Below are 20,239 nucleotides of genomic sequence, written 5' to 3'. Positions count from 1 at the left end.
ATTACCTAAATATTACCTATTCAATAATTTCTTTTACTAACCCTGATGTAACTATTTTTTCTTCACCAATTTTATAAGCTTTTTCTATCCGCTTTTGAGTAGTAGCTAAAAAGCTCTCATCATTATAATAAATGGTGCATAAGTTTTGGCCTTCTGTTACATAGTCACCTATTTTAGCAATAATTCTAAGCCCTACAGCCATATCAATTTCTGAATCTAACCGACGACGACCTGCGCCTAGGTGCATTGTAGCATGACCTATTGCTAATGTATCAATACTAGTAACATAACCTGATTTTGTTGCTAAAACTTCTGCACTGTTTTTAGCTTGAGGAAGCAAAGAAAAATCATTTATTACATTGGCATTTCCCCCTTGGGCAATTATCATTTGTTCAAATTTTTCTAAAGCTGCTCCAGAACTAATTAAGCTATGAACTTGTTTTCTACATTCGTCTATATCTAAAGATGTTTTACCTAAATGAAGCATCTTAGCAGCAAGTTCAAGACATAAAAGCCGAAAATCTTCACCGCCTAAGCCTTTTAAAGTTTCAATAGCTTCTATTACTTCCAAAGAATTACCTACTGACCATCCTAAAGGCTGATCCATAGCAGTAATAAAGGCTGTAGTGCGTTTTTTCATTTGTTTACCAACATTTACCATTACTTGAGCTAACCGCCGTGCATCTTCTATTGTCCGCATAAATGCACCATTGCCACATTTAACATCTAGTAGCAGGCCGTCGAGTCCTTCAGCTAGCTTTTTACTCATTACACTAGCAGTAATTAATGGGATAGAGTCAACCGTAGCAGTAACATCACGTAAAGAGTAAATCTTACGGTCTGCTGGAGCAATTTCATCTGTTTGACCAATAATAGCGGCACCAATTTTTTCTATTATTTGCTTAAACTCTTTTAGAGCAATATTAGTCTTAAAACCTGGAATAGATTCAAGTTTATCTAAAGTACCTCCAGTATGACCTAGAGCGCGACCAGAAATCATTGGAACACAAAGACCAGCAGCAGCAACTATTGGAGCAATTACTAAAGATGTTTTATCACCTACTCCGCCAGTGCTATGTTTATCTACTTTAGCTTGAGATAGATAGGAAAAGTCTAAAACTTCGCCAGAAAAAAGCATTTCTTCTGTCAAAGCTTGTGTTTCAGTATCACTAAAGCCTTGCAAAAAAATTGCCATTAAAAGCGCAGACATTTGATAGTCAGCTATTTCTTCGCTTAAATAGCCTTTAATAAAATAAGAAATTTCTTCAGCAGATAATTCTAACGCATCTCTTTTTTTTCTAATTATTTCTAATGTATTTGGCATTGTTTCTCTAATAATAAAATTTAGTTTTTGACAAATTATATTTCTATTCCTGATAAATTAATGCAATTGCAGAAGCAGCGATAGCTTCACCTCGCCCAATACTGTCTAGACCTTCATTAGTTTTTCCTTTAATGCTAATTTTTGATATATCAAGCTTTAAGGTTTCGGCTAGCTTTTCACACATCAAAGTTTTTAAGTTACGTAATTTAGGACGTTCTGCATGAATAGTTAAGTCAATATTAGCTATTTTATAATTATTTTCTGCTAGTAATTTATTTACATATTCTAAGAATTTTAGGCTAGTAAAATTAGTAAATTTAGGATCATTATCTGGAAAATGTTCTCCAATATCACCTAAAGCAGCAGCACCTAACAAAGCATCACAAATAGCATGACTTACCACATCAGCATCTGAATGACCTATTAAACCAAGCTCAAAATCGATCTTAATTCCAGCCATTATTAGAGGTCTATTTGGCCCTAGGCGATGAATATCATAGCCTGTTCCAACACGAAAATTTACTTGTTTATTCATAATTTGGGCATTTTATCTTATTAAAGCTAAGTTTTTATAGACGTAAATGCAGGTAAATAGAAGTATTTCTTTAGTTGTCACTATTGTTTGCTAGTGCTAGCATAATAAAGCTAAAACAGCACTATAAATTTTTAATTTGTTAGATTTTTTAAGGAAGGCCAGATTTTCTTTATGAGTAAAAATCAAGATACAGAAGTTACTGTGAGAGATCGACGAATGTTTAACCCTGATGGGAGTCTACGTCAACCAATAACAGAAACAATAGAGGAAAAACCCACCCCCCCCGCACCATCGGCAGAAAACAAAGAAAGCCAACCTAGCCAAGAAACTAAAACCCGTCCTGTCCCTACTGCACCATCACAAGAATTTGCTGAACTAGTCCAAATGTTAGCTACTAATGCTATTATGAATCTAGGTGGCGCACCTCAATTAGGTCGTGGTGGTATTGATATTGAAACTGCTCGCCATTTTATTGAAATGCTTGCAGTTCTAAAAGAAAAAACTGAAGGTAATTTAACAGAAGAAGAAGACAAGATGTTAACTGACCTAGTAAGTCGTCTTAGGATGGAATACGTTGGTGTAGTTAACCAAATGTCTAAAAGTGCGAAAAAACAAGTATGAAAATCCTTTTCCTCGGAACAGGTACCTCTGTAGGAGTACCAATGATTGGTTGTAGTTGTGAAACTTGTTTATCAATAGATGAACAAGATAAAAGACTACGAGCATCAATTATGGTTAAAAATAACCAGCATAAAATAGTAATTGATACTTCTACAGATTTTCGCCAACAAGCTCTAAAAAATAATATAACTGATTTAGATGCAATATTTATTACTCATTGCCATGCTGACCATGTTTTTGGCTTAGATGATATTCGACCAATTAATTTTCGTACTAATAAAGCTATTCCTTGTTTTGCTAGTGAACGTACTTGGCGAGATATACGGCAAGTATTTAGTTATATTTTTCGCCCTAGTATGTATCAAGGGCTTCCTCAATTAGTTCCACATACTATTGAAGGGAAATTTTCTCTCTTTGGTATGACTATTGAATCATTAGAAGTTATTCATGGAAGATTACCTGTAACAGCTTTTCGTATCAGTAATATGGAAAAATCTTGTGCCTATGTTACTGATTGCAATTTAATTCCAGAAGAAACCTTAGCTAATTTAATGGAGTTAGATTTATTAATTATTGATGCACTACGTTATAGAGAACATCCAACACACTTAAATCTAGAAAAAACATTAGGTTATATTGAGCAGCTTAAACCTAAACAGGCTTTGCTAACACATATTTCTCATGATATGAAACACGCGCTTTTAAGCCGTCAACTACCTGAAAATGTTTCTCCAGCATTTGATGGTTTAGAGGTAGAGCTTTAAGCAGAAAACTATGAAAATTGCTTACGGAATAAATCAAATAGAGATAAAACGACCAACCATTGTTACATTAGGTATATTTGATGGACTGCATTTAGGTCATCAAAAAATTATGCAGCTTGTTGTTGAAAGGGCCAAAGCTACAGGTTTTGTTCCAACAGTTTTAACATTTTCTCCTGATCCCCGTGCAGTGCTTCATCCTCAAAGCGCACCACCACTTCTACATACTTTTGAGCAAAAAGCCGAAGGACTAGAAATATTAGGTATAGAACAGCTTGTTGTACTGGAATTTACCTGTGAACTAGCTTCTATTAGTGCAGAAGATTTTACTAGAAAAATACTTTATCAAGGCCTAGAAGCCAAGGAAGTTTACTTAGGCCAAGGATTTGCTTTTGGTCGTGGTCGAGAGGGTAATTTTGAAAAATTAAAAGAATTTAGTCATCGCTTTGATTTTTTTGCTGATGAAGTGCCTGAAATATCTTTAAGAACTATTCGTATTAGCTCATCAAAAATACGTAGTCTTTTAATTTCAGGACAAGTTAATTTAGCTCGCCGAATGCTAGGCCGACCTTATGGAGTAGAAGGAATTGTTTTAGAAGGTCGTCAACTTGGCCGCCAAATACAATTTCCTACCGCGAACTTAATGCCACAAAATGCCGTACTACCGGCCAATGGAGTCTATGTTACTCTTACATTGATTGAGGGTGTTTGGCGACGTAGTGTTACTAATGTTGGTATTCGCCCAACTTTTAAGGACTTACAAGATCGTTTAGTAGAATCACATATATTAAATTTTGATGGCGATCTTTATGGTAAAACTTTAAGAGTGCGTTTTTTACATCGACTTAGGGCAGAAAAAAAATTTGCTTCTTTAGACGAACTAAAAAAACAAATCTCTTTAGATTCCAACCGCGCTGAAAAGTATTTTCAGCATCAAATAGTAGGAAAGGTGTTAAAATTCGTCTAGTTTTGTTATCTTTGGAGGAGTTTATATGGCTACATCACCCCGCCAACTACCAGCAGCACAACAAAATCTGGAAAAACTTGCTCCTACAACTATTAGTCCTAACAATTCCAATAATTTAGAAAAAGAACCTAATTTAACACTTACCCCTCCTGCACAATATTTACCTGATACTACTATTCGTGATTATGGTAGGGATGGTTGGCTACGTACTTTTCAACTAGCTTATTTCTTTTTTATTTTTGCTACTTGCCTTTATTTAGATAATTTAGTCCGTCAAGAAAAAAAAGACATAGAAGGATTTTGGCAAAAACTGGTATTTTTCCTAGCAAAGCGTTTTTATCCTAATCGCAACCTTGCATTAGAAGAACTACAAAAAAAACGTGCCGCTTGGTTAACAGATAAACTAGCTAGCTTTGGCCCAACATTTATTAAAATTGGACAAACCCTTTCTACCCGCCCCGATATTGTACCTTTAGAGTACACAAAAGAGTTAACTCGCCTTCAAGACCAAGTTCCATCATTTCCACAGCCAATAGCATGGTCAATTATTGAGCAAGAATTAGGCGCACATCCTGAAAAAATTTTTGCTAGCATTGATGACGAACCCTTAGCAGCAGCTAGCCTTGGTCAAGTCTACCGCGCCCGCTTAAAAACAGGTGAAAAAGTAGCTGTTAAAGTCCAACGTCCTAACCTTGCAGAAATAGTTAATTTAGATTTAGCTATACTTCGTCAAACTGTACGTTATTTGGAAGCTAAACACCCTCATCTAACTTTTGGTATTGAATGGCTTAGAATTATTGATGAGTTTGCAGAAATCCTTTTTGAAGAAATGGACTATTTTAAGGAAGTAGAAAATGCCGAAGTCTTTCGTAAAAACTTTGCTAAATGGCCGGAAATCTACGTCCCAGAAATTTATCAAGAACTTAGCTCACGTCGAGTTATTGTAGAAGAATTTATTGATGGCACAAAAGTTAATGACACCCACGCCATTAAAGCCCAACAAGTTGAACCATTAGAAGTAGTAAAATTAATTTCTAGAACTTACTTAAAACAATTACTAGAAGACGGCTTTTTTCATGCTGATCCACACCCAGGAAATTTACGCTTAATGGCCGATGGACGACTAGCGTTTTTTGATTTTGGTATGGTTGGACGCTTAACCCCAGAAATGCAGTCTAAGCTAGTAGATGCCTTCTTTCATATTGTAGAAAGAGATGTTCACGGCATTGTTGAAGACCTAATTGAGCTTAAATTCTTAAAAGAAGGCTTTGATCCAGAAGAGTTTAGAGAACATATTGAAGAAGTTTTTTCCCATTATGTTGGAATGAAAATTGGACAATTAAAATTCCAAGAATTAACCTATGCTGTTTCAGAAACAATTTATCAACTACCTATAACAATTCCTCCTCACTTTACTTTTGTTATGCGTGCGCTTACAACCTTAGAAGGTATAGGTATTTTAGTTGATCCTAATTTTAGCTTTTTTGATACCGTTAAGCCTTATGCTAAAGAGTTTATGCTTAAGCAAGAAGGAAAAAATTTACGAGATAAATTGTTAGGAAAATTAGTAAAAGGTGAAGATGGAAAAATTTCTTGGGAAAAAGTCTGGAAGCTAGCTAAAATGGCAATTAAACATTATTTAGTTCCAACAGATCAAAATAAAAAACAATAATTAACTCTTGCCAAATAAATTTTAGGGGAGTAAATTGCCAGTGGAGGTAGCAATGGCAACATTATCAACAACCGACATTTGCCCTCAATGTGGGGAAACTTTTTATTATTGTGAAGATTGTGGTGGTATTTTAGAAGCTTGTTCTAAAGGATGTTGCTATGGCCCAGAAGGGCCAACTTACTTAGCTGATTGTGTTTGTGACTATTCCATCCAACCTAAATAACCTAGGATTTTAGAAACCCTAGGTTTTAGTAGTAAATAGCAAGTATAATCCGCTAGCAGCAAAGAGCAGATTAGGCCCCCAAGCAGCTAGCATTGGGGGTAGTAACTCATAGCTTCCTAGTTGATTAAATAGTTCAAGCGATCCCCAAAAAGTAATAGCAATAAAAATACTTACTCCAACTCCTGCTAACGCACCTCGCTTACCAATTGTAAACGCAAAAGGTATTCCCATAAGTGCCATAACTAAACAAGTTAAAGGACTAGCAATTTTAGCATATAAAGCTATTTGTAGACTTAAAACATCAATTCCACTATCGCCAAGCTCTTTAATTTGTCTTAAAAGTTGCTCAATGTTCATTTTGCTAGATTCTGGGATTTGCTGCTTAAAATACTCTGGAGTTTCGGCTAGAGTAATTCGCATTTCTCTAATTCTTTCTGCTGTTTTGATTTGTCCCCCATCAAAAGTTCTAATAAATCCACCATATAAGATCCATTCTTTAGTTGTTGCATCCCAGGCTGCTTCTTTTGTAGAAATTCGTCTTAGCAAGCTACCATTTTCTGGATTTAGCTCATAAATTGAAAGTCCTGCAAAACGGTTTTCTTTAGTATCAAAATACTGAAAGTGTATTAGCCTATTGTCTTCTCCCAAAAACCATTTCCGACGGTTTTGGTAAAAAGTTTGTGCAGGAAGTTTGCCTCCCTTAATCACATAGCGTAAATATTCTTGACGACGATTAGCAAAAGGCAACACATATTCTTGTGATGCCATTAAAAAACCACCTGCAATAATTGAATATAAAAGTACAGGTAGAGCAAGTCTATAAAGGCTTTGCCCACTAGCATTAAGCGCAACTAATTGACTAGTTTTGCCAAATAACCCAAATGTTACTAGCACTGCAACTAACACAGCAAAAGGCGTAGCATAATGAAATATTTGTGGCAAAAGAAAAAATAAATAGTTAATTACAGTAAAAAATGATATACGGTTTTCTACTATACTATTAGTTAACTCAAATAAGGTAAAGACTAGAAAAACACTTGTTAACCCAAGTACAACAATTAAAAAGTGCCGAAGCATATCTATTAAAATCATTCGGTCAATAATTCGAGGAAAACCAAAAGTAACTCGATTTTTGTTAGTGCGGCTAGTTTCTCCTTGAAAAAGCTTCTCTAGAGCTAATAGAAATGGATAAAATCTTTCCAAAATTGCTGCTATTTTATCTCTTAACCATTGATAGCGAAACAACATTAAAATCCCAAAAAGGCTAGTAATAATATTTGCTAGCCAAACCCCAACAAAAGCGGGTAAAACCCCTTGCCTAGAAACATCTTCTCCTAAAATAAATAGTAGATAATAAAGTAGTGTTATCCCAATACCAATCATTAAACCTGAAGATCGTCCACCCCTAGAAACCACCATTCCTAAAGCAACACCCGTTAAAGCAAAAACTAGACAAGCTATAGGTAAAGCAAAGCGTTTATGTTTTTCAACTTCTAGTAATAATTGCTGCTTTCTTTCTGTTGGAATAGGAGAGCGAAAAAGTTCTGGCAAAGTTTGCGATTCTGGCCCTTCATTTATTAAGCTAACATCATCACGTGCTACTTCATCTTTTTCATTCTTTTTATCCTTTTCATTAGCATTATCGGACTGACCATTATCTTTTCCAGATAAATCTAGTCTTAAAGAAGTATTATCAAAAGAATAAGTAGCGGCCTTTTCTTGTTCTTTACGTTTAAGTTGATAGCCTTCATAAATATAACCATCATTAAGTTGAAGTTCAGAAAATTCTAGGCTAGTTCCAATTTGTAGTTGTCCTTCACGAGCAGCTAAAATTTTAGGTTCAATAGCAGGATCATCTTGAATAGCAACAAAAACCTGCTTCCAAACGCCTGTTTCACGGTCAATATCTCGGATAAAGATTAATTTTCCTGGAACATTTTCCTCAAAAACACCTGGTTTTATTTGATCTGCTAAGCCTTGTAATACTAGTTGAGATCTAGCTTGTTTAAGTGCATTTAGCGATTTCATAGCTTGAGGAAGCATATAAGAGGTGTTATAACCTGTAAAAAGACTTACAAATAAAGCTAGCATTAATACAGGCAACAAAAACCGCCAGCGTCCAATTCCACAAGCACGCAAAACAACTAATTCGCTATCGCTAGCCATTCTACCTAATCCCATTAAAATTCCTAATAAAAGTGAAATAGGTAAGGTAAAAACAAAAATACTAGGTAGTAAAGAAACGACTAATTGAATTAACGGCCAACTACTTAAGCCCCGGCGGGAAAAAACAATAAATAAGGCAGAAAATCTATTTGCTTCATGTAAAAAAATAATTGCTGTTAATAATAACAAGCTTAAGAAAAAATAAGGTAGTATTTCTTTAATAATATATCGATCAATAAGACGAAACATAGCCTAACCTAATTAAAAAAGTGCCGTAGAGTTTAACATAGTGTTCATAATTGAACTATTTATTTGAACAGTTATTAGTTAAAAAGGTTGGGTTGTCTGTTAAATTAACGCGTGATTTTAGGTTTGGTGCGTTGTCTTGCAAGTAAGTGATCAACAATGCGGTTAGTAGAATCTAAAGTTGCTCGTGCAATTCCATAATGTAGGTCTTTTTCAACACAAACACAACAACCTGTAAGTTCTAGCTTACGACAATCAACATACATATCTACTATTACAACTAAAAGGAGTTCTGAAAGAAAAGCTGGAGTCATTTTCATACTTTTACGCAAGTAAACATCTATAGCTACAGGCAAAGCTTGTTGCATTGCATTTAGTGTAGCTTTAGCAATAGAGTTAATTTGCGTTTGTTCATCTGTTTCATCAAATTTTTCTATACCAATAAAATTTTCTTCCTGAAAACGCAGTTTTACAGCAGCCTGTTGGCCTCCTTCTTCACACTCAACAATTTCTGCATCTAAAAGCTTTAATCGGCGCACTGCCATAAAATAAGTTAACCCATCCTTAAAAGTCGCACTATTTTAACTTTAGCAAACAATTTAAGTCTAGTTAGTTTTTCCTTAAAATTTTATCAATACAAACTTTTGACCTTGATTTCTAAGTTAATTAGTTAGACTCCAAACAATCAGCATAATTTATACAACTTAAAAATGAACTTTAACCTAAGTGTTAGCGTAGGGTGTTGGCGTTTCTTTTAAAATATATAAATCTAAAATCAATTTTTTAGTTTTTATTAAACATATTTAAGCTATTCTATATGTTGCATTTCAGCTATTAAATCATTAGCTATTGGTTAGAGTTAGAAATGAGATTAGAAAATCTAGAAAAAATAAATAAAATACTAGAAATCGCACTAGAAAAATTACCTAGTGAAAGAAAGACTTTTTTAGATGAGTTTTGCAAAGGTGATGACTTATTAAAACAAGAAGTTGAATTTTTCATTAAAGATAATAAAGACTTAAATAGCTTTTTTTTCTCCCCTTCATCCCAAAATCTTACTCCAGAAAATCAAAATAAAGAGCAAGAAGCTAAAAGCAAAGAAACCCAAAAAGTATCAAATAGATTAATTGGGCGAGTCCTTGAAGAAAAATATAGAATTGAGGAAAAACTTGGACAAGGAGGAATGGGAGAAGTTTACCGAGCCAAAGATATACGTCTTGGGCGTGAGGTTGCAATAAAAGTGCTACCTGAAGGAATGTCTGAAAATGACTCTTTGGCTAGATTTCATCGTGAAGCACAGGCTTTAGCATCTCTTTCTCACCCTAACATTTTAACTCTTCATGACTTTAACACTGATGCAGATATTTCATATGCTGTTATGGAGTTACTAGAAGGCGAAATATTACGCGCTAGTATTGGAGTATCTGGAATGCACTGGTCAGAAGTTGTAAAAATTGCATCTTCAATAGCTGAAGGACTCTCTGCTGCTCACTCTAAAGGCATCATTCATCGAGACTTAAAACCAGAAAATATATTTATTACTTCAACAAAAGTAGTTAAGATTTTAGACTTTGGTCTAGCGCGTTTAGAATCTTCCCAAGAACCAAATAACAATAATTCAGATACCCTATCAGACAGCCAGAATTTTGAGGTAATACCAGCAAAAACTAACTCTACCAGACTAAATAACAGTTCCATTGATACAATAAAAAGAATATCTACCCCTGCAAGCTTAATAAATGACTTTAATAGCCAAACCTCTAATGATGTAAATACAAAACCAGGAGCAATAATGGGAACAATTCCTTATATGTCTCCTGAGCAAATAAAAGGCGATAGAATAGATGCTCGCTCAGATATATTCTCATTTGGTTCAATGCTTTATGAAATGCTAACAGGTCTTAAACCATTTCCAGGAAATTCTATGTCTGAAGTTATGACAGCCATCCTTACACACACCCCAACTTTACCTGAAAGCATACCTGAAGATTTAAGAAAACTAGTTTTATCTTGTTTAGAAAAAGAAAAAGACAAGCGCATCCAATCAGCAACCGAGTTATTAGAAAAACTAAAGAAAATATCTAATAAAACAAAATTCGTGCCTTGGTATAAAACAAAGCTTGCTTTAAGTGCTTTAAGTATATTATTTACTATTGTTATAGTTCTTACAGGGCTTTTTATATATCAAAAGGAATATCAAAAAGAGAGCATTATAAATTCAATAGCAGTGCTTCCTATTTCTAACGTAGCTGGAAATCAAGATACAGAATACTTAAGCGAAGGTATAACAGAAAGCATAATTAATTCCCTATCAAAGTTGCCAAAACTCAAAGTTATGGCAAGAAGCACAGTATTTTATTACAAAGGTCAAACATCCAACCCACAAAAAATAGGTCAACAACTACAAGTTGATGCAGTAATGACAGCAAAGCTTATTCAACAAGAAGATAGGCTAATAATTCAAACAGAAATAGTTAAAGTTGCAGATGGTTCTAGGATATGGGGCGAAGAGTACAATAGTAAAATGTCTGACCTTGTAGCACTACAAAACAAAATTACTTATGATGTATCAAAAAAACTCCTACAACGCTTGTCTAAAGAAGATGAACAGAAATTAGCCAAAAACTACACACAAAATTCAGAAGCTGAACAACTCTATAAAAAAGGGCAATTCTACTTAAATAAACGTTTGGCAACAGAGTTTAAAAAGGCAATTGATTATTACCAACAAGCAATTGATAAAGATCCTAATTATGCCCTAGCGTACACAGGTATTGCTGATACTTATGCTTTATATTGTGAGTACCAATCAGGATTAGCAACCGAGTTATTGCCAAAAGCAAAGGAAGCAGCACTTAAGGCTATTGAACTTGACCCAAATCTAGCTGAAGCACACGCCTCACTTGGACAAATCCTTAAAGATTATTTTGATTTTGCAGCCGCTGAACAAGAATTTAAACGTTCTATTGAACTTAATCCAAACATTGCTACTTCTCATCAATGGTATAGCGAATTACTTATTGCTGTAGAAAGACATGAAGAAGGTTTAGCACAATCACGCCGCGCACTTGAACTAGATCCTTTATCATTAATTGCAAATCGTGTACATGGTGACAATTTAATTTATGCAGGCAAATATGAAGAAAGCATTTCGCAGCTTAAAAATACTATTGAGTTAGATCCAAATTTTTCTTCTGCACATTTTTATCTTTCTTTTGCTTATGAACAAAAACATATGTATCCTGAGTCAGCAGAAGAACATGCCAAGTGGCTTGAATTAATTGGGAAGCCAAAACAAGCTCAATTAATTCAAGAAGCTTTTGCTAAAGGTGGATGGCAGCTTTATCTTCAAACTCTTATAAAAGAAAATGAAGAAATATATAAAGAATACGCAAGACCTTTTACATTAGCTGCGTTGTATGTACGTGTTGGAAAAAAAGATGAAGCCATAGAGCAACTTAACTTAGCCTATGAAATGCGGGATTATCGCTTAACTCTTCTAAAGGTTCGTCCTCCTTTTCCTAGCTTAAAAGACGATCCCCGTTTTCAAGATCTTTTGCGTCGTATCGGCTTTCCATAAAAGCTATTCTTTATAGCTGCATTGGAATTTTGATAAAAACCTAGGCAAAAGATTAAGCATTTTGCCTAGGTTTTGAATAAGACTTAAAATAAGTTTTGTTATTTGCTAGTGTAAAACTTTACTTTGGAAATAAGCCTCTTTTACTAAATTTTGATACCTTGAAATTGTTGTCTACTATTTTTACTCTTTGGCCTAGTATCTTTCCATAAACAAAGTTTTTCTATAATACTTGATACTTCGTTAATATCTTTAGTTTGAAGTTGAAATAAAATGTCTTTGGGATTAGCTTCATAAAAAGTGCTAGCAATGTAGCAAATCTCTTTATCTTCAGTTAGTTGCCAATTTAGTTCTATTACACGTTCTACAGAAGGCCATGTGTCTAACCTCAAGATTGTATTTGTTTGATTTTTAATATGTTGGTTAAAAAAAGTTAGCTTTTCTGATTCTGTAAACAATTCGACATCAAAAAAACTATTGTGCCTAACTGTCCATCCTCCATGAATAATTAAACCTTTTAAGGGTAAAGATTTTTCATCAATACCTCCATTCTCTTGGCTAATTTTTAACATTGTTTTGTTTATTGCTTCTACTATTTCATCTTTATTTTTAGTTTGGCAAATTATTATTGGATCGTTATCCCGAAAGCTTCCTTTGATTATATCTAATTGGAATTCTCCTTCAGGATCGTCTTCTGGTATCCAACCCATATCAAGAACCCATTTAGATTTTTCATGTTGAGCAAATATTAATTCTGCTTCAAATATCGGCCAACTATTTTTATCTTTTGGCAAACCTTCTGTTTCATTGGTTATTGGCTCAACATCAAAAAAAATATTCTTTGTAATTTGCCACCCAGCAGGAATTTGTAACTTTTGTAATATAAGTTTTCTATCTTTATTCATTTTCACTACTCCTGTGCATTAGGTACTACTTTTTTTACTTGGTTAATATCAGCAGGAAAACTATGACGTGTTGAAGTGCCATTATTTCCCAATTCTACACGCATCCACTTGGTTGGTTTCCTGTGTTATATCCTATTACATCATCAAATTTATGAAAGAAATAGTAAGTTTCTTTGCCATCGCCTTTGATAAATTGGCCTGAATCTATAGCTTTCCAAATAGCTTCTTTTTCCATTGCTTCTACCTTAAGCCCAGGTAAGTATTGTGCTGCTTTTTTTCCAGTTTGGCTAAGTTCTTTTGCTTGTTGTTCTGTTTTAGCTTTAAGATGTTTATCTCCATGATCTGACCATTTTGATTCATGAATTTTTTTGCGAAATCCTGCTCGATCAATTGAACCACCATGAACAACTTCCTCTTTTTTACTAACAGTTAAAGTTTCATTAAGTTTTTTTGCGCGAGCAACTTCTTCTGGGCTTCTAGCTAAGAGATTGAGATCTTCAGCTTGTTTTATACCAGAATCTAAATCTGTATTGACTTTAACTTTAAACCCTTCAGGAGTAACGGCTTCAACTTCTTGAGCAACTGTAGAAGTATTAGGTTGATTTTTGGCTAAGTTATCAGCATTTATGTTTTTTGATAAGCTATATGCTCCTAAGCCACCTCCAACTATACGCAAACCTTGTTCAAGATAACCCATCTCTCTATATTGACCATTAGTTTGCTCTGTTGGATCAACTCCTGCTAAACCTGTCCCAATATTGTAAGCTGATTCTACTCCTACTATGGTTTTACCTACTGGATTAGACAGTAGTTGTTTATCTACATTTCCACCAATTACAGTTGCCAATCCTAAAGTTGTTCCTAGTTCTTCATCACCAATACGGCTACCTTTATTCCAATATTCGCTTTCTTTTGCTAACTCTAAACGAGGAACTACAAGGTTTGAAAGGTCTATGCCATTCATAGCGGCAAGTCCTCTTATTGGCTCAGTTGCACCATTAATTAAATTGGCAGGTGCATTAATTCTAGCTGCAATGTAACCTTTCATCAGATCGTCTACATATTTTGTACCGTTTTCATAAGCTTGATCTGCTACTTGGCTACGTGTTTGACGCTGTGCAATAATGGTTTCTAAACCTACAGTTTTGGCTACTGCTAAATCATACTGGCTAACTCTTGCTGTTAATTTACTATCAATTGTATTACTACGTAATTCTGTTAAAGAATTTTTAAGACTAAAATCTTTGCCAGTTGCATTTTTATATTCTTGTTGAAATAATTTGACTTCTTTATCAGTAACATTATTAATTCCAACTTCTCTTAAAGTCTCTTTAATAAAAGTATTTTCGTAATCTGAAACTGTAAGCTTATTAGAATCAATAGGTTGATTATTACTATCTTTTGGTAAGGAAAGGGTTAAAGGATAATTTTTATCTTGGCTAAATTCCTTAATTTGACTTAGCTTGGTAGATAATGTAGAGGCTGGTTGAGTTTGATTGTTAGGAACTTTTGCTAGTAGATTGTTTTTCAACATATTAGCAGACATATTGTTGTTTTGAGTTTTGCTTTCCAAACTTCCAATATTTTGGTCAACATTATTGATATTATTGACACTATCAGACTTAGCGACGGTTGATTTTGTTTCTGAAGATAAATTAGTAGATTGTGCTTGAGTATTATCTATAGTATTTGGATCAGGTGAATTAATAGGGTTTTGGCCGGATAATGAGTTTATATTCATTTGGCTACTCCATTCTGCATTAATTTAAGTTTATTAGCTTGATAGTTGCCGCAAAACTTGGGCCAAAATTAAAATTTATCTTTTGTTCTCCTAACTTATTGATTTTATTAGTTATATTGGTTATTTATGTCTTAGAGTTTTTTCTACTAACTGCCATTTTTGGCAGCCAGGTTTGGCAGCTTTTTACTTACTTTGCCAAAAATGACATATCATCTAAATAAAAATAGCCTAGCGATAAATCGCTAGGCTATTTTTATTCGACTACTTACCTAAGTTACTAAAACATAAAGCTACCCATATTGGAGCTAACACCGTCAACAACAAGGCGAACGCTATTGCTAGAGCCTTTAATTAAGTTGAGCTTTTTCTTGTTGCCTTTGATAGTAAATGTAGTGTTGGTGACACTACGAGGTGCTATTGTGATTAACTTGTCATTGATAAATAGCTGCAAAATGTTAGCACCATTAGACATAAAGCCTATGCCATTGATGGTCAAGATCTTAGCTTGAAATGAAGCTTGGGTAATGGTTGGGTTGATTGTAAATTGAGCCGTTGCTTGACCTGTGTTTCCTGCTGAGTCTGTTGCTGTTATTTGTACTATTGCTTGTGGTGTTGTTTAGCTTAACCCAGCAATATTATTGAGTGTAAAACTACTATCTGTTGCTCCAAAGCTTGCTACTTGAGTAAAGCTTTGTCCGCCGTTGAGCGAAAGCAATAAAGCTTGAGACATAACAGCCCTATTATCAGTGCTTTGCCAGTTGACTTGGATAGGTTGACCTGCCATAACTTGTTGATTTGTCGTTGGTTGGCTTATTGTCACTGTTGGAGCAACATTGTCAACTGCCGATTGAATGCGGAAGTTGTTAGCCGTTATTGCTTGAGACATATTTCCTGCCGCATCCCTAACAATTAGGCGAAGGCGAGCTTGATTTGTTTCCAGTGTCATTGGTATTGCAAAATTAAAGCTTTGAGTTGAACCAGGAAGCCCTGTTGCTAGTGTGGTTGTAAAAGTCGCCCCTCCATCAGTTGAAAGCGACAAGTCTTGAGAAGCCACCCTACATTATCATTTGACATCCAACTTATTGCTAAATTGCTGCCACTGTTGAAGTTTTCGCCACCCATTGGAGCAATAAAATTAACTGTTGGGGCTTGAGTGTCGCCCGGGTTTCCTCCACCCATTCCAATAGAGAAATTGCCACTAGCAGAACTGCCCCTCCTAGCACCAAGATCCCCTGCCGTCACCCTTATTTGAGCGTTGTTTGCTACTTGGATATTTGGCACTATCCAAGTAAATTCCCGTGCATCTGCTGTTAAGTTTTCTGCTCCCGCAATTGTGCTAAAGGTTTGCCCACCGTTGGTTGATAGTTCTACCCTATGATTAGCCAGCGCAAAACTTTGTGCTGCAACCGTTGTTTGCCACTGGATTCTTACATTTTGTCCCGGTGTAAGTTGTTGATTAGCCAGTGGATTTGTCACTTGCACCGTCGGCGGTTGTCCTATGTTAAAGTTCCCTGCAATTACTAAACCTCCTCCAATTGCACTCTGTGAAACATTGAAACGTTCAATAAAAGTAATAACAGAACGTGTTGCTATATCAAAAACAATAGTACCTCTAAACTCACCAATATAAAGCAGTCTACCATCTGATGAAAGCTTAAAGTCTTGAACCGTAGAATTAAAAATAGGATTAAAAATACTAGTTAGTTGATTAGAACGAAAATCAAATACAGAAATATTAAAAGCATTAAATTGCCCAACATAAAGTAAATTTCCATCAGGGCTAAAAAGCAAAGATGGAATATCAAAATTTGAAGGAACAGGAATATTAAAGCTATTTATGACACTAAGAGAATCTGTATTGATAACAGTAATAGTATCTCTAGCACCATAACACAAAACTCTGTTATCAGGTGAAATAGCTAGTTCCATAGGTCTAATTTCTATTGGCATAGCTGCTGGTAAATTAAAAATATTTCGGATAAACCTTCTTGCTTTAACATCAAAAATACTAATGTTAATATTCTGCGAACTCTGTAATGAAACGTAAGCACGATCTCCATCAGAACTAAAGACTATACTTCTAGGGTTTGCAGACAAAGTAAAAGTAGTAATAGTTTGTAGTGTATTTGGATTAATCAAAACAACTCTTAAATCATTTAATAATACCCATAACAAACCATCTGTTCCTATTTTTACATTGGTAACCATAACATCATCAAATAAAGTACCTATTGCCATTCCTCTTTCTAGATCAAAAACTGTTAAGCCTTGTCCTTTAAAATTATAGTCATGTGTTACAAAAGCTCTTTTTTGATCAGGCGTTATTTCTAAAATAAAAGAAGGTTTATTAAAAGGAACTCGTATTAATTCTTGTAAAGTTAACCCATTTACTATGGAAATATGACCATCTGAATTTGAGTAGATATTGCTATTTACAACTCTATAAATAAGAGGAGAATTATCTAATTGTTGACCAAATACCAAAAATGAAGTTAAATTGATTATTATTACTAAATAAATTATTGACTGTAACAATTTTAGCATTAAAAATCTCCTTTACTAAGGTCTAATTATAAGTAGAACCAATACTTACAATTCTTACTGTTAACAAAAAAGAATAGCCTTGAGGATCTAATCCTATTGCTGATTTATTCCCTGTTTTTAGTGAAGCACATCCTGACTGGGGTCTTGTTGATTTGAAGCTATACTTTAAAGTATATCCTCCATTAGCTAATGGACAACTCACATAAACCCCAAAATCTTGGCAATTCCCTGCTATTTTACAATCTCCACTTGCGACAAATCTATACGAGTAGGACAGCGCCCAGTACCAGCTTCAAAATAGTTACCATTACTATCAACATAGCCAGATTGAATACAATCTTCTCCTGTACCATTGATAACGCCAGCAAGAGCATTACTACAAGTTGTCATAAAAGGTTCTTTTCGATCACAAGCATTGCCAGCACCGTTAAAATTGTCAGGGATGAATTGATTGGTTAGAACTACGTCAAAGTAAATAACAGTGCCGCTTGTAATGTCATCATAAGAATGACTTTCTACGTCGGCACGCACTAACCAATGATATTTTTCCGTGTCTATTGTTGTAAGACCTCGTTTGGGAAACTTTTCTTGTCCTACAAAGGTTGCTCTCAATGTGTAGCTGTAATCATTTTGGGCTTGGCGGATGATGTTTTCTCGAAGTTTGTCAGAGCCTTTATCATCTGACGTAGTATTACCAAGATTAATTCCTTCTAAAAAATTAATCGTTTGGTTGGTATCTCCTTTTAAGTCATTAAATAACACTTCAGGCTCACATAACCCATACTGGCCTGCTAGGTCGCTATCTGCTGTTCCTGCTGATGATGGCGCGGTTAGTTTCCCTTGGCATACATAACTAGTTGAGCCTTGTGCTTTTCTTTAGTGGTCTACCAATTGGGTTTGTACTCTCTGATACACCTGGTCAACTATGTAATTTCTTATTGGGCCTGATGTTGATAGGGCTATGTCTTTTTTCATAATTATAGTAATAATAGTCATTAAATAACAATAGCCTAGTAAACTGTTGCTAGGCTATTAGTTTAAGGTTATTGCTAAGTTAGAAAAATTAAATGATTAATTAATCAAAAAGCTCGTCAATAGATATTCTCCAACTTGGTAAAGCAGGTTCAGCATCAGCAATTTCACCAGAACGAAAAATAATTGGGCTATCTGGTGCGTCCTGATTCGTACCCAGTTTTTAATAAATAGCGAAAAAAAGTAAAAAGAAGCCTTAGCTTAAAGAATTAAGCCTAGAATTATTTTAAGAATTAAGTTAAAAATAAAATCAAAATAAAATCAAAAATAAAGCTAATTACTGAGAAGATAAAGGCTGAAAATCTAACTCAACAAAGCCAGCCAATTCAGCAAATTTAGCTAAAGAAAGCCAACTGAGATCCCTGCGGCCATCCTTGTAAGAACGACTAAAACGAGAAACAAAATCCAAGCTATGAATGGCTAAATTGGAAAAACTTAAATAAAAAGCCAAACTCAAAATAAGCCAAAGCCGTTCTAGCCGGCTAGCAGTGGCTAAATGCAGTTTATAAAGGGAAAAGTTGGTTTTGAGGTCTCTATTTTGTTGTTCAACCCAAGAACGCTTACAATAAGTAGCAAAAGCTATGTCTACTATCTTAGAAGAACAAGCTAAATAGAGCTTTTGAGCTTTTAGTTCTCCACAATTTACCAAACACACTCCACTCACTACTAATTGTTCTTCTCCCAATTTAGCATACTCTATTTCTACTATTTCATAGTCCCACAACGGCCATTCTTCTAACTTTGCTGAAATTGTTCCCCAAGTTAAAATGGTGTTCTTCTTCAGTCTTATTACTAGGTGTATATTTGGGTATAATTCATTTTCTCCTAAGTAATCAAATTTTGCAAACCCCTCTATCTGCTATTACTACCAGTTCTTGTTTGCTTTTTACCATTGCTACCAACGCATACCACATCGTCATCTCTATGGTTGTTTGCCTTCCTTTCATTTCATCTTCTTGCACTGCTATTGCATATATTGGAATTGCCCCTTCCTTCTGTTACTAGGCTGCTCCAATACCCAATAGTATCCTACCTTTGTCCAATCTACTGTTATTAGTACTATTTCTAGCTTTTCTTGTTAAATGTTTATACATCGCTTTTGCACTTTCCCCATACTTCCCACTTTCATTTTTCCATTAGCCTATGCATTCTTTTTAACTGACTTCTAAAATTTGTTTCTTCATCTAATACTGCTATTCCTCTACTTATTCCTGATAGCGTTGCTTCTTTTTACGCACATTAATCCTTTTTAGTGCTTCTCCTATTGCTTTTACTCTCGCCTTGTTGTTTTCATATCCGTTTTTTATTAATATACTCATTAACACACTTATTTTGAGGCTTTCGTCCTTTTTTTCATTTCTTTTCCTATTAATTAATCAAAAGTCTTCAATAGGTATTCTCCAATTGGTAAAAGTGTCAGCATCAAAAATCTGTCCAGAACGAAAAATAATTGGGCTATCTGGTGCGTCATAACAATACTTGTAAATAGTATTAACACTTAATAAATCAACATCCCAAACTACTCTTGTGCCAGAAGCAAAATAATCTGCTCTTTTTTGCTTCATCTTTTCTTCTTCAGCTACTCCATAATCATTTTCACTTCTAACTTCTACTGCAAAAATAGGCGCACCTTCTAAAAATTTCATTCCTGTAGCTTTACCGACGTAATATGCTGCATCTGGGCTAAAAGATGTTCGGTTAGGTAGATTAACTATAAATCCTACGTTATCAGGTATTGCATACCCTGTTCTATACTGTTTTTCATACTGTTTTAGACTGTTATATATTTGTCCTGCTACACGTCCTGGTAAAAATCCTGTTGGGGCCATTTCTATTATTTTTCCATTAATTATTTCTGCTTTTCTGTTTTCTACCAATTTATATAACTCATCTATTGTCGTATCTATTTGAATAACCATTGTTTA

The 20,239-nt window shown here is 34.6% G+C and carries 19 protein-coding genes; 7 read left to right on the top strand and 12 right to left on the bottom strand.

Going from position 1 to position 20,239, the window contains the following annotated elements:
- Positions 1–16: 16 nt before the first annotated feature.
- Positions 17–1,324 (bottom strand): thymidine phosphorylase, encoded by a 1,308-nt coding sequence (locus IPK14_15825; protein MBK7994789.1) that lies wholly within the window; start codon positions 1,322–1,324, stop codon positions 17–19.
- Positions 1,325–1,367: 43 nt separating this feature from the next.
- Complete coding sequence (locus IPK14_15820) at positions 1,368–1,859, bottom strand: 2-C-methyl-D-erythritol 2,4-cyclodiphosphate synthase (GenBank protein MBK7994788.1); 492 nt, start codon at positions 1,857–1,859, stop codon at positions 1,368–1,370.
- A gap of 171 nt (positions 1,860–2,030) precedes the next feature.
- On the opposite strand from IPK14_15820, the gene IPK14_15815 reads away from it, so the two are divergent.
- Genes IPK14_15815 through IPK14_15795 form a run of 5 tightly spaced genes read left to right on the top strand, consistent with a single transcriptional unit; the run spans position 2,031 to position 6,103 of the window.
- Positions 2,031–2,480 (top strand): DUF1844 domain-containing protein, encoded by a 450-nt coding sequence (locus IPK14_15815; protein MBK7994787.1) that lies wholly within the window; start codon positions 2,031–2,033, stop codon positions 2,478–2,480.
- Between the two features lie 41 nt (positions 2,481–2,521).
- The gene (locus IPK14_15810; GenBank protein ID MBK7994786.1) at positions 2,522–3,244 is read left to right on the top strand and encodes an MBL fold metallo-hydrolase; all 723 of its coding nucleotides are present in this window, start codon (positions 2,522–2,524) and stop codon (positions 3,242–3,244) included.
- Positions 3,245–3,254: 10 nt separating this feature from the next.
- The gene (locus tag IPK14_15805; GenBank protein MBK7994785.1) at positions 3,255–4,208 is read left to right on the top strand and encodes a bifunctional riboflavin kinase/FAD synthetase; all 954 of its coding nucleotides are present in this window, start codon (positions 3,255–3,257) and stop codon (positions 4,206–4,208) included.
- Positions 4,209–4,233: 25 nt separating this feature from the next.
- Complete coding sequence (locus IPK14_15800; GenBank protein MBK7994784.1) at positions 4,234–5,880, top strand: AarF/ABC1/UbiB kinase family protein; 1,647 nt, start codon at positions 4,234–4,236, stop codon at positions 5,878–5,880.
- Positions 5,881–5,932: 52 nt separating this feature from the next.
- Complete coding sequence (locus tag IPK14_15795; GenBank protein ID MBK7994783.1) at positions 5,933–6,103, top strand: hypothetical protein; 171 nt, start codon at positions 5,933–5,935, stop codon at positions 6,101–6,103.
- An 18-nt stretch (positions 6,104–6,121) separates the two neighbouring features.
- Here the strand turns inward: IPK14_15795 and lptF are convergent, their stop codons facing one another.
- Both lptF and IPK14_15785 read right to left on the bottom strand, forming a co-directional pair.
- Positions 6,122–8,518 (bottom strand): LPS export ABC transporter permease LptF, encoded by a 2,397-nt coding sequence (gene lptF / locus IPK14_15790; protein ID MBK7994782.1) that lies wholly within the window; start codon positions 8,516–8,518, stop codon positions 6,122–6,124.
- A 104-nt stretch (positions 8,519–8,622) separates the two neighbouring features.
- Positions 8,623–9,060: a hypothetical protein gene (locus IPK14_15785; GenBank protein ID MBK7994781.1), complete on the bottom strand. Its 438-nt coding sequence runs from the start codon at positions 9,058–9,060 to the stop codon at positions 8,623–8,625.
- Positions 9,061–9,380: 320 nt separating this feature from the next.
- On the opposite strand from IPK14_15785, the gene IPK14_15780 reads away from it, so the two are divergent.
- Positions 9,381–12,095 carry a protein kinase gene (locus IPK14_15780; GenBank protein ID MBK7994780.1) on the top strand — a complete coding sequence of 905 codons (2,715 nt, stop codon included), beginning with the start codon at positions 9,381–9,383 and terminating at the stop codon, positions 12,093–12,095.
- Positions 12,096–12,238: 143 nt separating this feature from the next.
- Here IPK14_15780 and IPK14_15775 read toward each other — a convergent pair whose 3' ends face one another.
- The 6 genes from IPK14_15775 to IPK14_15750 all read right to left on the bottom strand — a co-directional run bounded on the left by IPK14_15775 (position 12,239) and on the right by IPK14_15750 (position 17,894).
- On the bottom strand, positions 12,239–12,997 hold the full coding sequence (locus IPK14_15775; protein MBK7994779.1) for a hypothetical protein: 759 nt from the start codon (positions 12,995–12,997) through the stop codon (positions 12,239–12,241).
- 94 nt (positions 12,998–13,091) lie between these two features.
- Positions 13,092–14,738, bottom strand: a complete 1,647-nt coding sequence (locus tag IPK14_15770; protein MBK7994778.1) for a hypothetical protein — start codon at positions 14,736–14,738, stop codon at positions 13,092–13,094.
- A 277-nt stretch (positions 14,739–15,015) separates the two neighbouring features.
- Positions 15,016–15,210 (bottom strand): hypothetical protein, encoded by a 195-nt coding sequence (locus IPK14_15765; GenBank protein MBK7994777.1) that lies wholly within the window; start codon positions 15,208–15,210, stop codon positions 15,016–15,018.
- 144 nt (positions 15,211–15,354) lie between these two features.
- Entirely contained in the window at positions 15,355–15,777 is a 423-nt protein-coding gene (locus tag IPK14_15760; protein MBK7994776.1) for a hypothetical protein, read from the bottom strand.
- Positions 15,732–17,282, bottom strand: coding sequence for a beta-propeller fold lactonase family protein (locus IPK14_15755; GenBank protein MBK7994775.1), 1,551 nt, complete (start codon positions 17,280–17,282; stop codon positions 15,732–15,734). Before IPK14_15755 ends, IPK14_15760 begins: the two co-directional genes overlap by 46 nt.
- Positions 17,283–17,513: 231 nt before the next feature.
- Complete coding sequence (locus IPK14_15750) at positions 17,514–17,894, bottom strand: hypothetical protein (protein MBK7994774.1); 381 nt, start codon at positions 17,892–17,894, stop codon at positions 17,514–17,516.
- Positions 17,895–17,925: 31 nt separating this feature from the next.
- Between IPK14_15750 and IPK14_15745 the strand changes: the two genes are divergently transcribed.
- Complete coding sequence (locus IPK14_15745) at positions 17,926–18,135, top strand: hypothetical protein (GenBank protein MBK7994773.1); 210 nt, start codon at positions 17,926–17,928, stop codon at positions 18,133–18,135.
- A gap of 456 nt (positions 18,136–18,591) precedes the next feature.
- Here IPK14_15745 and IPK14_15740 read toward each other — a convergent pair whose 3' ends face one another.
- Both IPK14_15740 and IPK14_15735 read right to left on the bottom strand, forming a co-directional pair.
- Complete coding sequence (locus IPK14_15740) at positions 18,592–19,038, bottom strand: hypothetical protein (GenBank protein ID MBK7994772.1); 447 nt, start codon at positions 19,036–19,038, stop codon at positions 18,592–18,594.
- A gap of 652 nt (positions 19,039–19,690) precedes the next feature.
- The gene (locus IPK14_15735) at positions 19,691–20,233 is read right to left on the bottom strand and encodes a Uma2 family endonuclease (GenBank protein ID MBK7994771.1); all 543 of its coding nucleotides are present in this window, start codon (positions 20,231–20,233) and stop codon (positions 19,691–19,693) included.
- Between the last annotated feature and the right edge of the window lie 6 nt (positions 20,234–20,239).

This window comes from Blastocatellia bacterium (genome assembly GCA_016713405.1).
GTDB lineage: Bacteria > Acidobacteriota > Blastocatellia > Chloracidobacteriales > JADJPF01 > JADJPF01.
This window is presented reverse-complemented; position numbering and strand designations above follow the sequence as displayed.

What these genes read in the sequence shown, in the direction of transcription:
- IPK14_15825 (MBK7994789.1), bottom strand. Translation starts at nt 1,324, where the DNA reads ATGCCAAATACATTAGAAATAATTAGAAAAAAAAGAGATGCGTTAGAA.
- IPK14_15820 (MBK7994788.1), bottom strand. Translation starts at nt 1,859, where the DNA reads ATGAATAAACAAGTAAATTTTCGTGTTGGAACAGGCTATGATATTCAT.
- IPK14_15815 (MBK7994787.1), top strand. Translation starts at nt 2,031, where the DNA reads ATGAGTAAAAATCAAGATACAGAAGTTACTGTGAGAGATCGACGAATG.
- IPK14_15810 (MBK7994786.1), top strand. Translation starts at nt 2,522, where the DNA reads ATGATTGGTTGTAGTTGTGAAACTTGTTTATCAATAGATGAACAAGAT.
- IPK14_15805 (MBK7994785.1), top strand. Translation starts at nt 3,255, where the DNA reads ATGAAAATTGCTTACGGAATAAATCAAATAGAGATAAAACGACCAACC.
- IPK14_15800 (MBK7994784.1), top strand. Translation starts at nt 4,234, where the DNA reads ATGGCTACATCACCCCGCCAACTACCAGCAGCACAACAAAATCTGGAA.
- IPK14_15795 (MBK7994783.1), top strand. Translation starts at nt 5,933, where the DNA reads ATGGCAACATTATCAACAACCGACATTTGCCCTCAATGTGGGGAAACT.
- lptF (MBK7994782.1), bottom strand. Translation starts at nt 8,518, where the DNA reads ATGTTTCGTCTTATTGATCGATATATTATTAAAGAAATACTACCTTAT.
- IPK14_15785 (MBK7994781.1), bottom strand. Translation starts at nt 9,060, where the DNA reads ATGGCAGTGCGCCGATTAAAGCTTTTAGATGCAGAAATTGTTGAGTGT.
- IPK14_15780 (MBK7994780.1), top strand. Translation starts at nt 9,381, where the DNA reads ATGAGATTAGAAAATCTAGAAAAAATAAATAAAATACTAGAAATCGCA.
- IPK14_15775 (MBK7994779.1), bottom strand. Translation starts at nt 12,997, where the DNA reads ATGAATAAAGATAGAAAACTTATATTACAAAAGTTACAAATTCCTGCT.
- IPK14_15770 (MBK7994778.1), bottom strand. Translation starts at nt 14,738, where the DNA reads ATGAATATAAACTCATTATCCGGCCAAAACCCTATTAATTCACCTGAT.
- IPK14_15765 (MBK7994777.1), bottom strand. Translation starts at nt 15,210, where the DNA reads ATGTCTAATGGTGCTAACATTTTGCAGCTATTTATCAATGACAAGTTA.
- IPK14_15755 (MBK7994775.1), bottom strand. Translation starts at nt 17,282, where the DNA reads ATGCTAAAATTGTTACAGTCAATAATTTATTTAGTAATAATAATCAAT.
- IPK14_15745 (MBK7994773.1), top strand. Translation starts at nt 17,926, where the DNA reads ATGATGTTTTCTCGAAGTTTGTCAGAGCCTTTATCATCTGACGTAGTA.
- IPK14_15735 (MBK7994771.1), bottom strand. Translation starts at nt 20,233, where the DNA reads ATGGTTATTCAAATAGATACGACAATAGATGAGTTATATAAATTGGTA.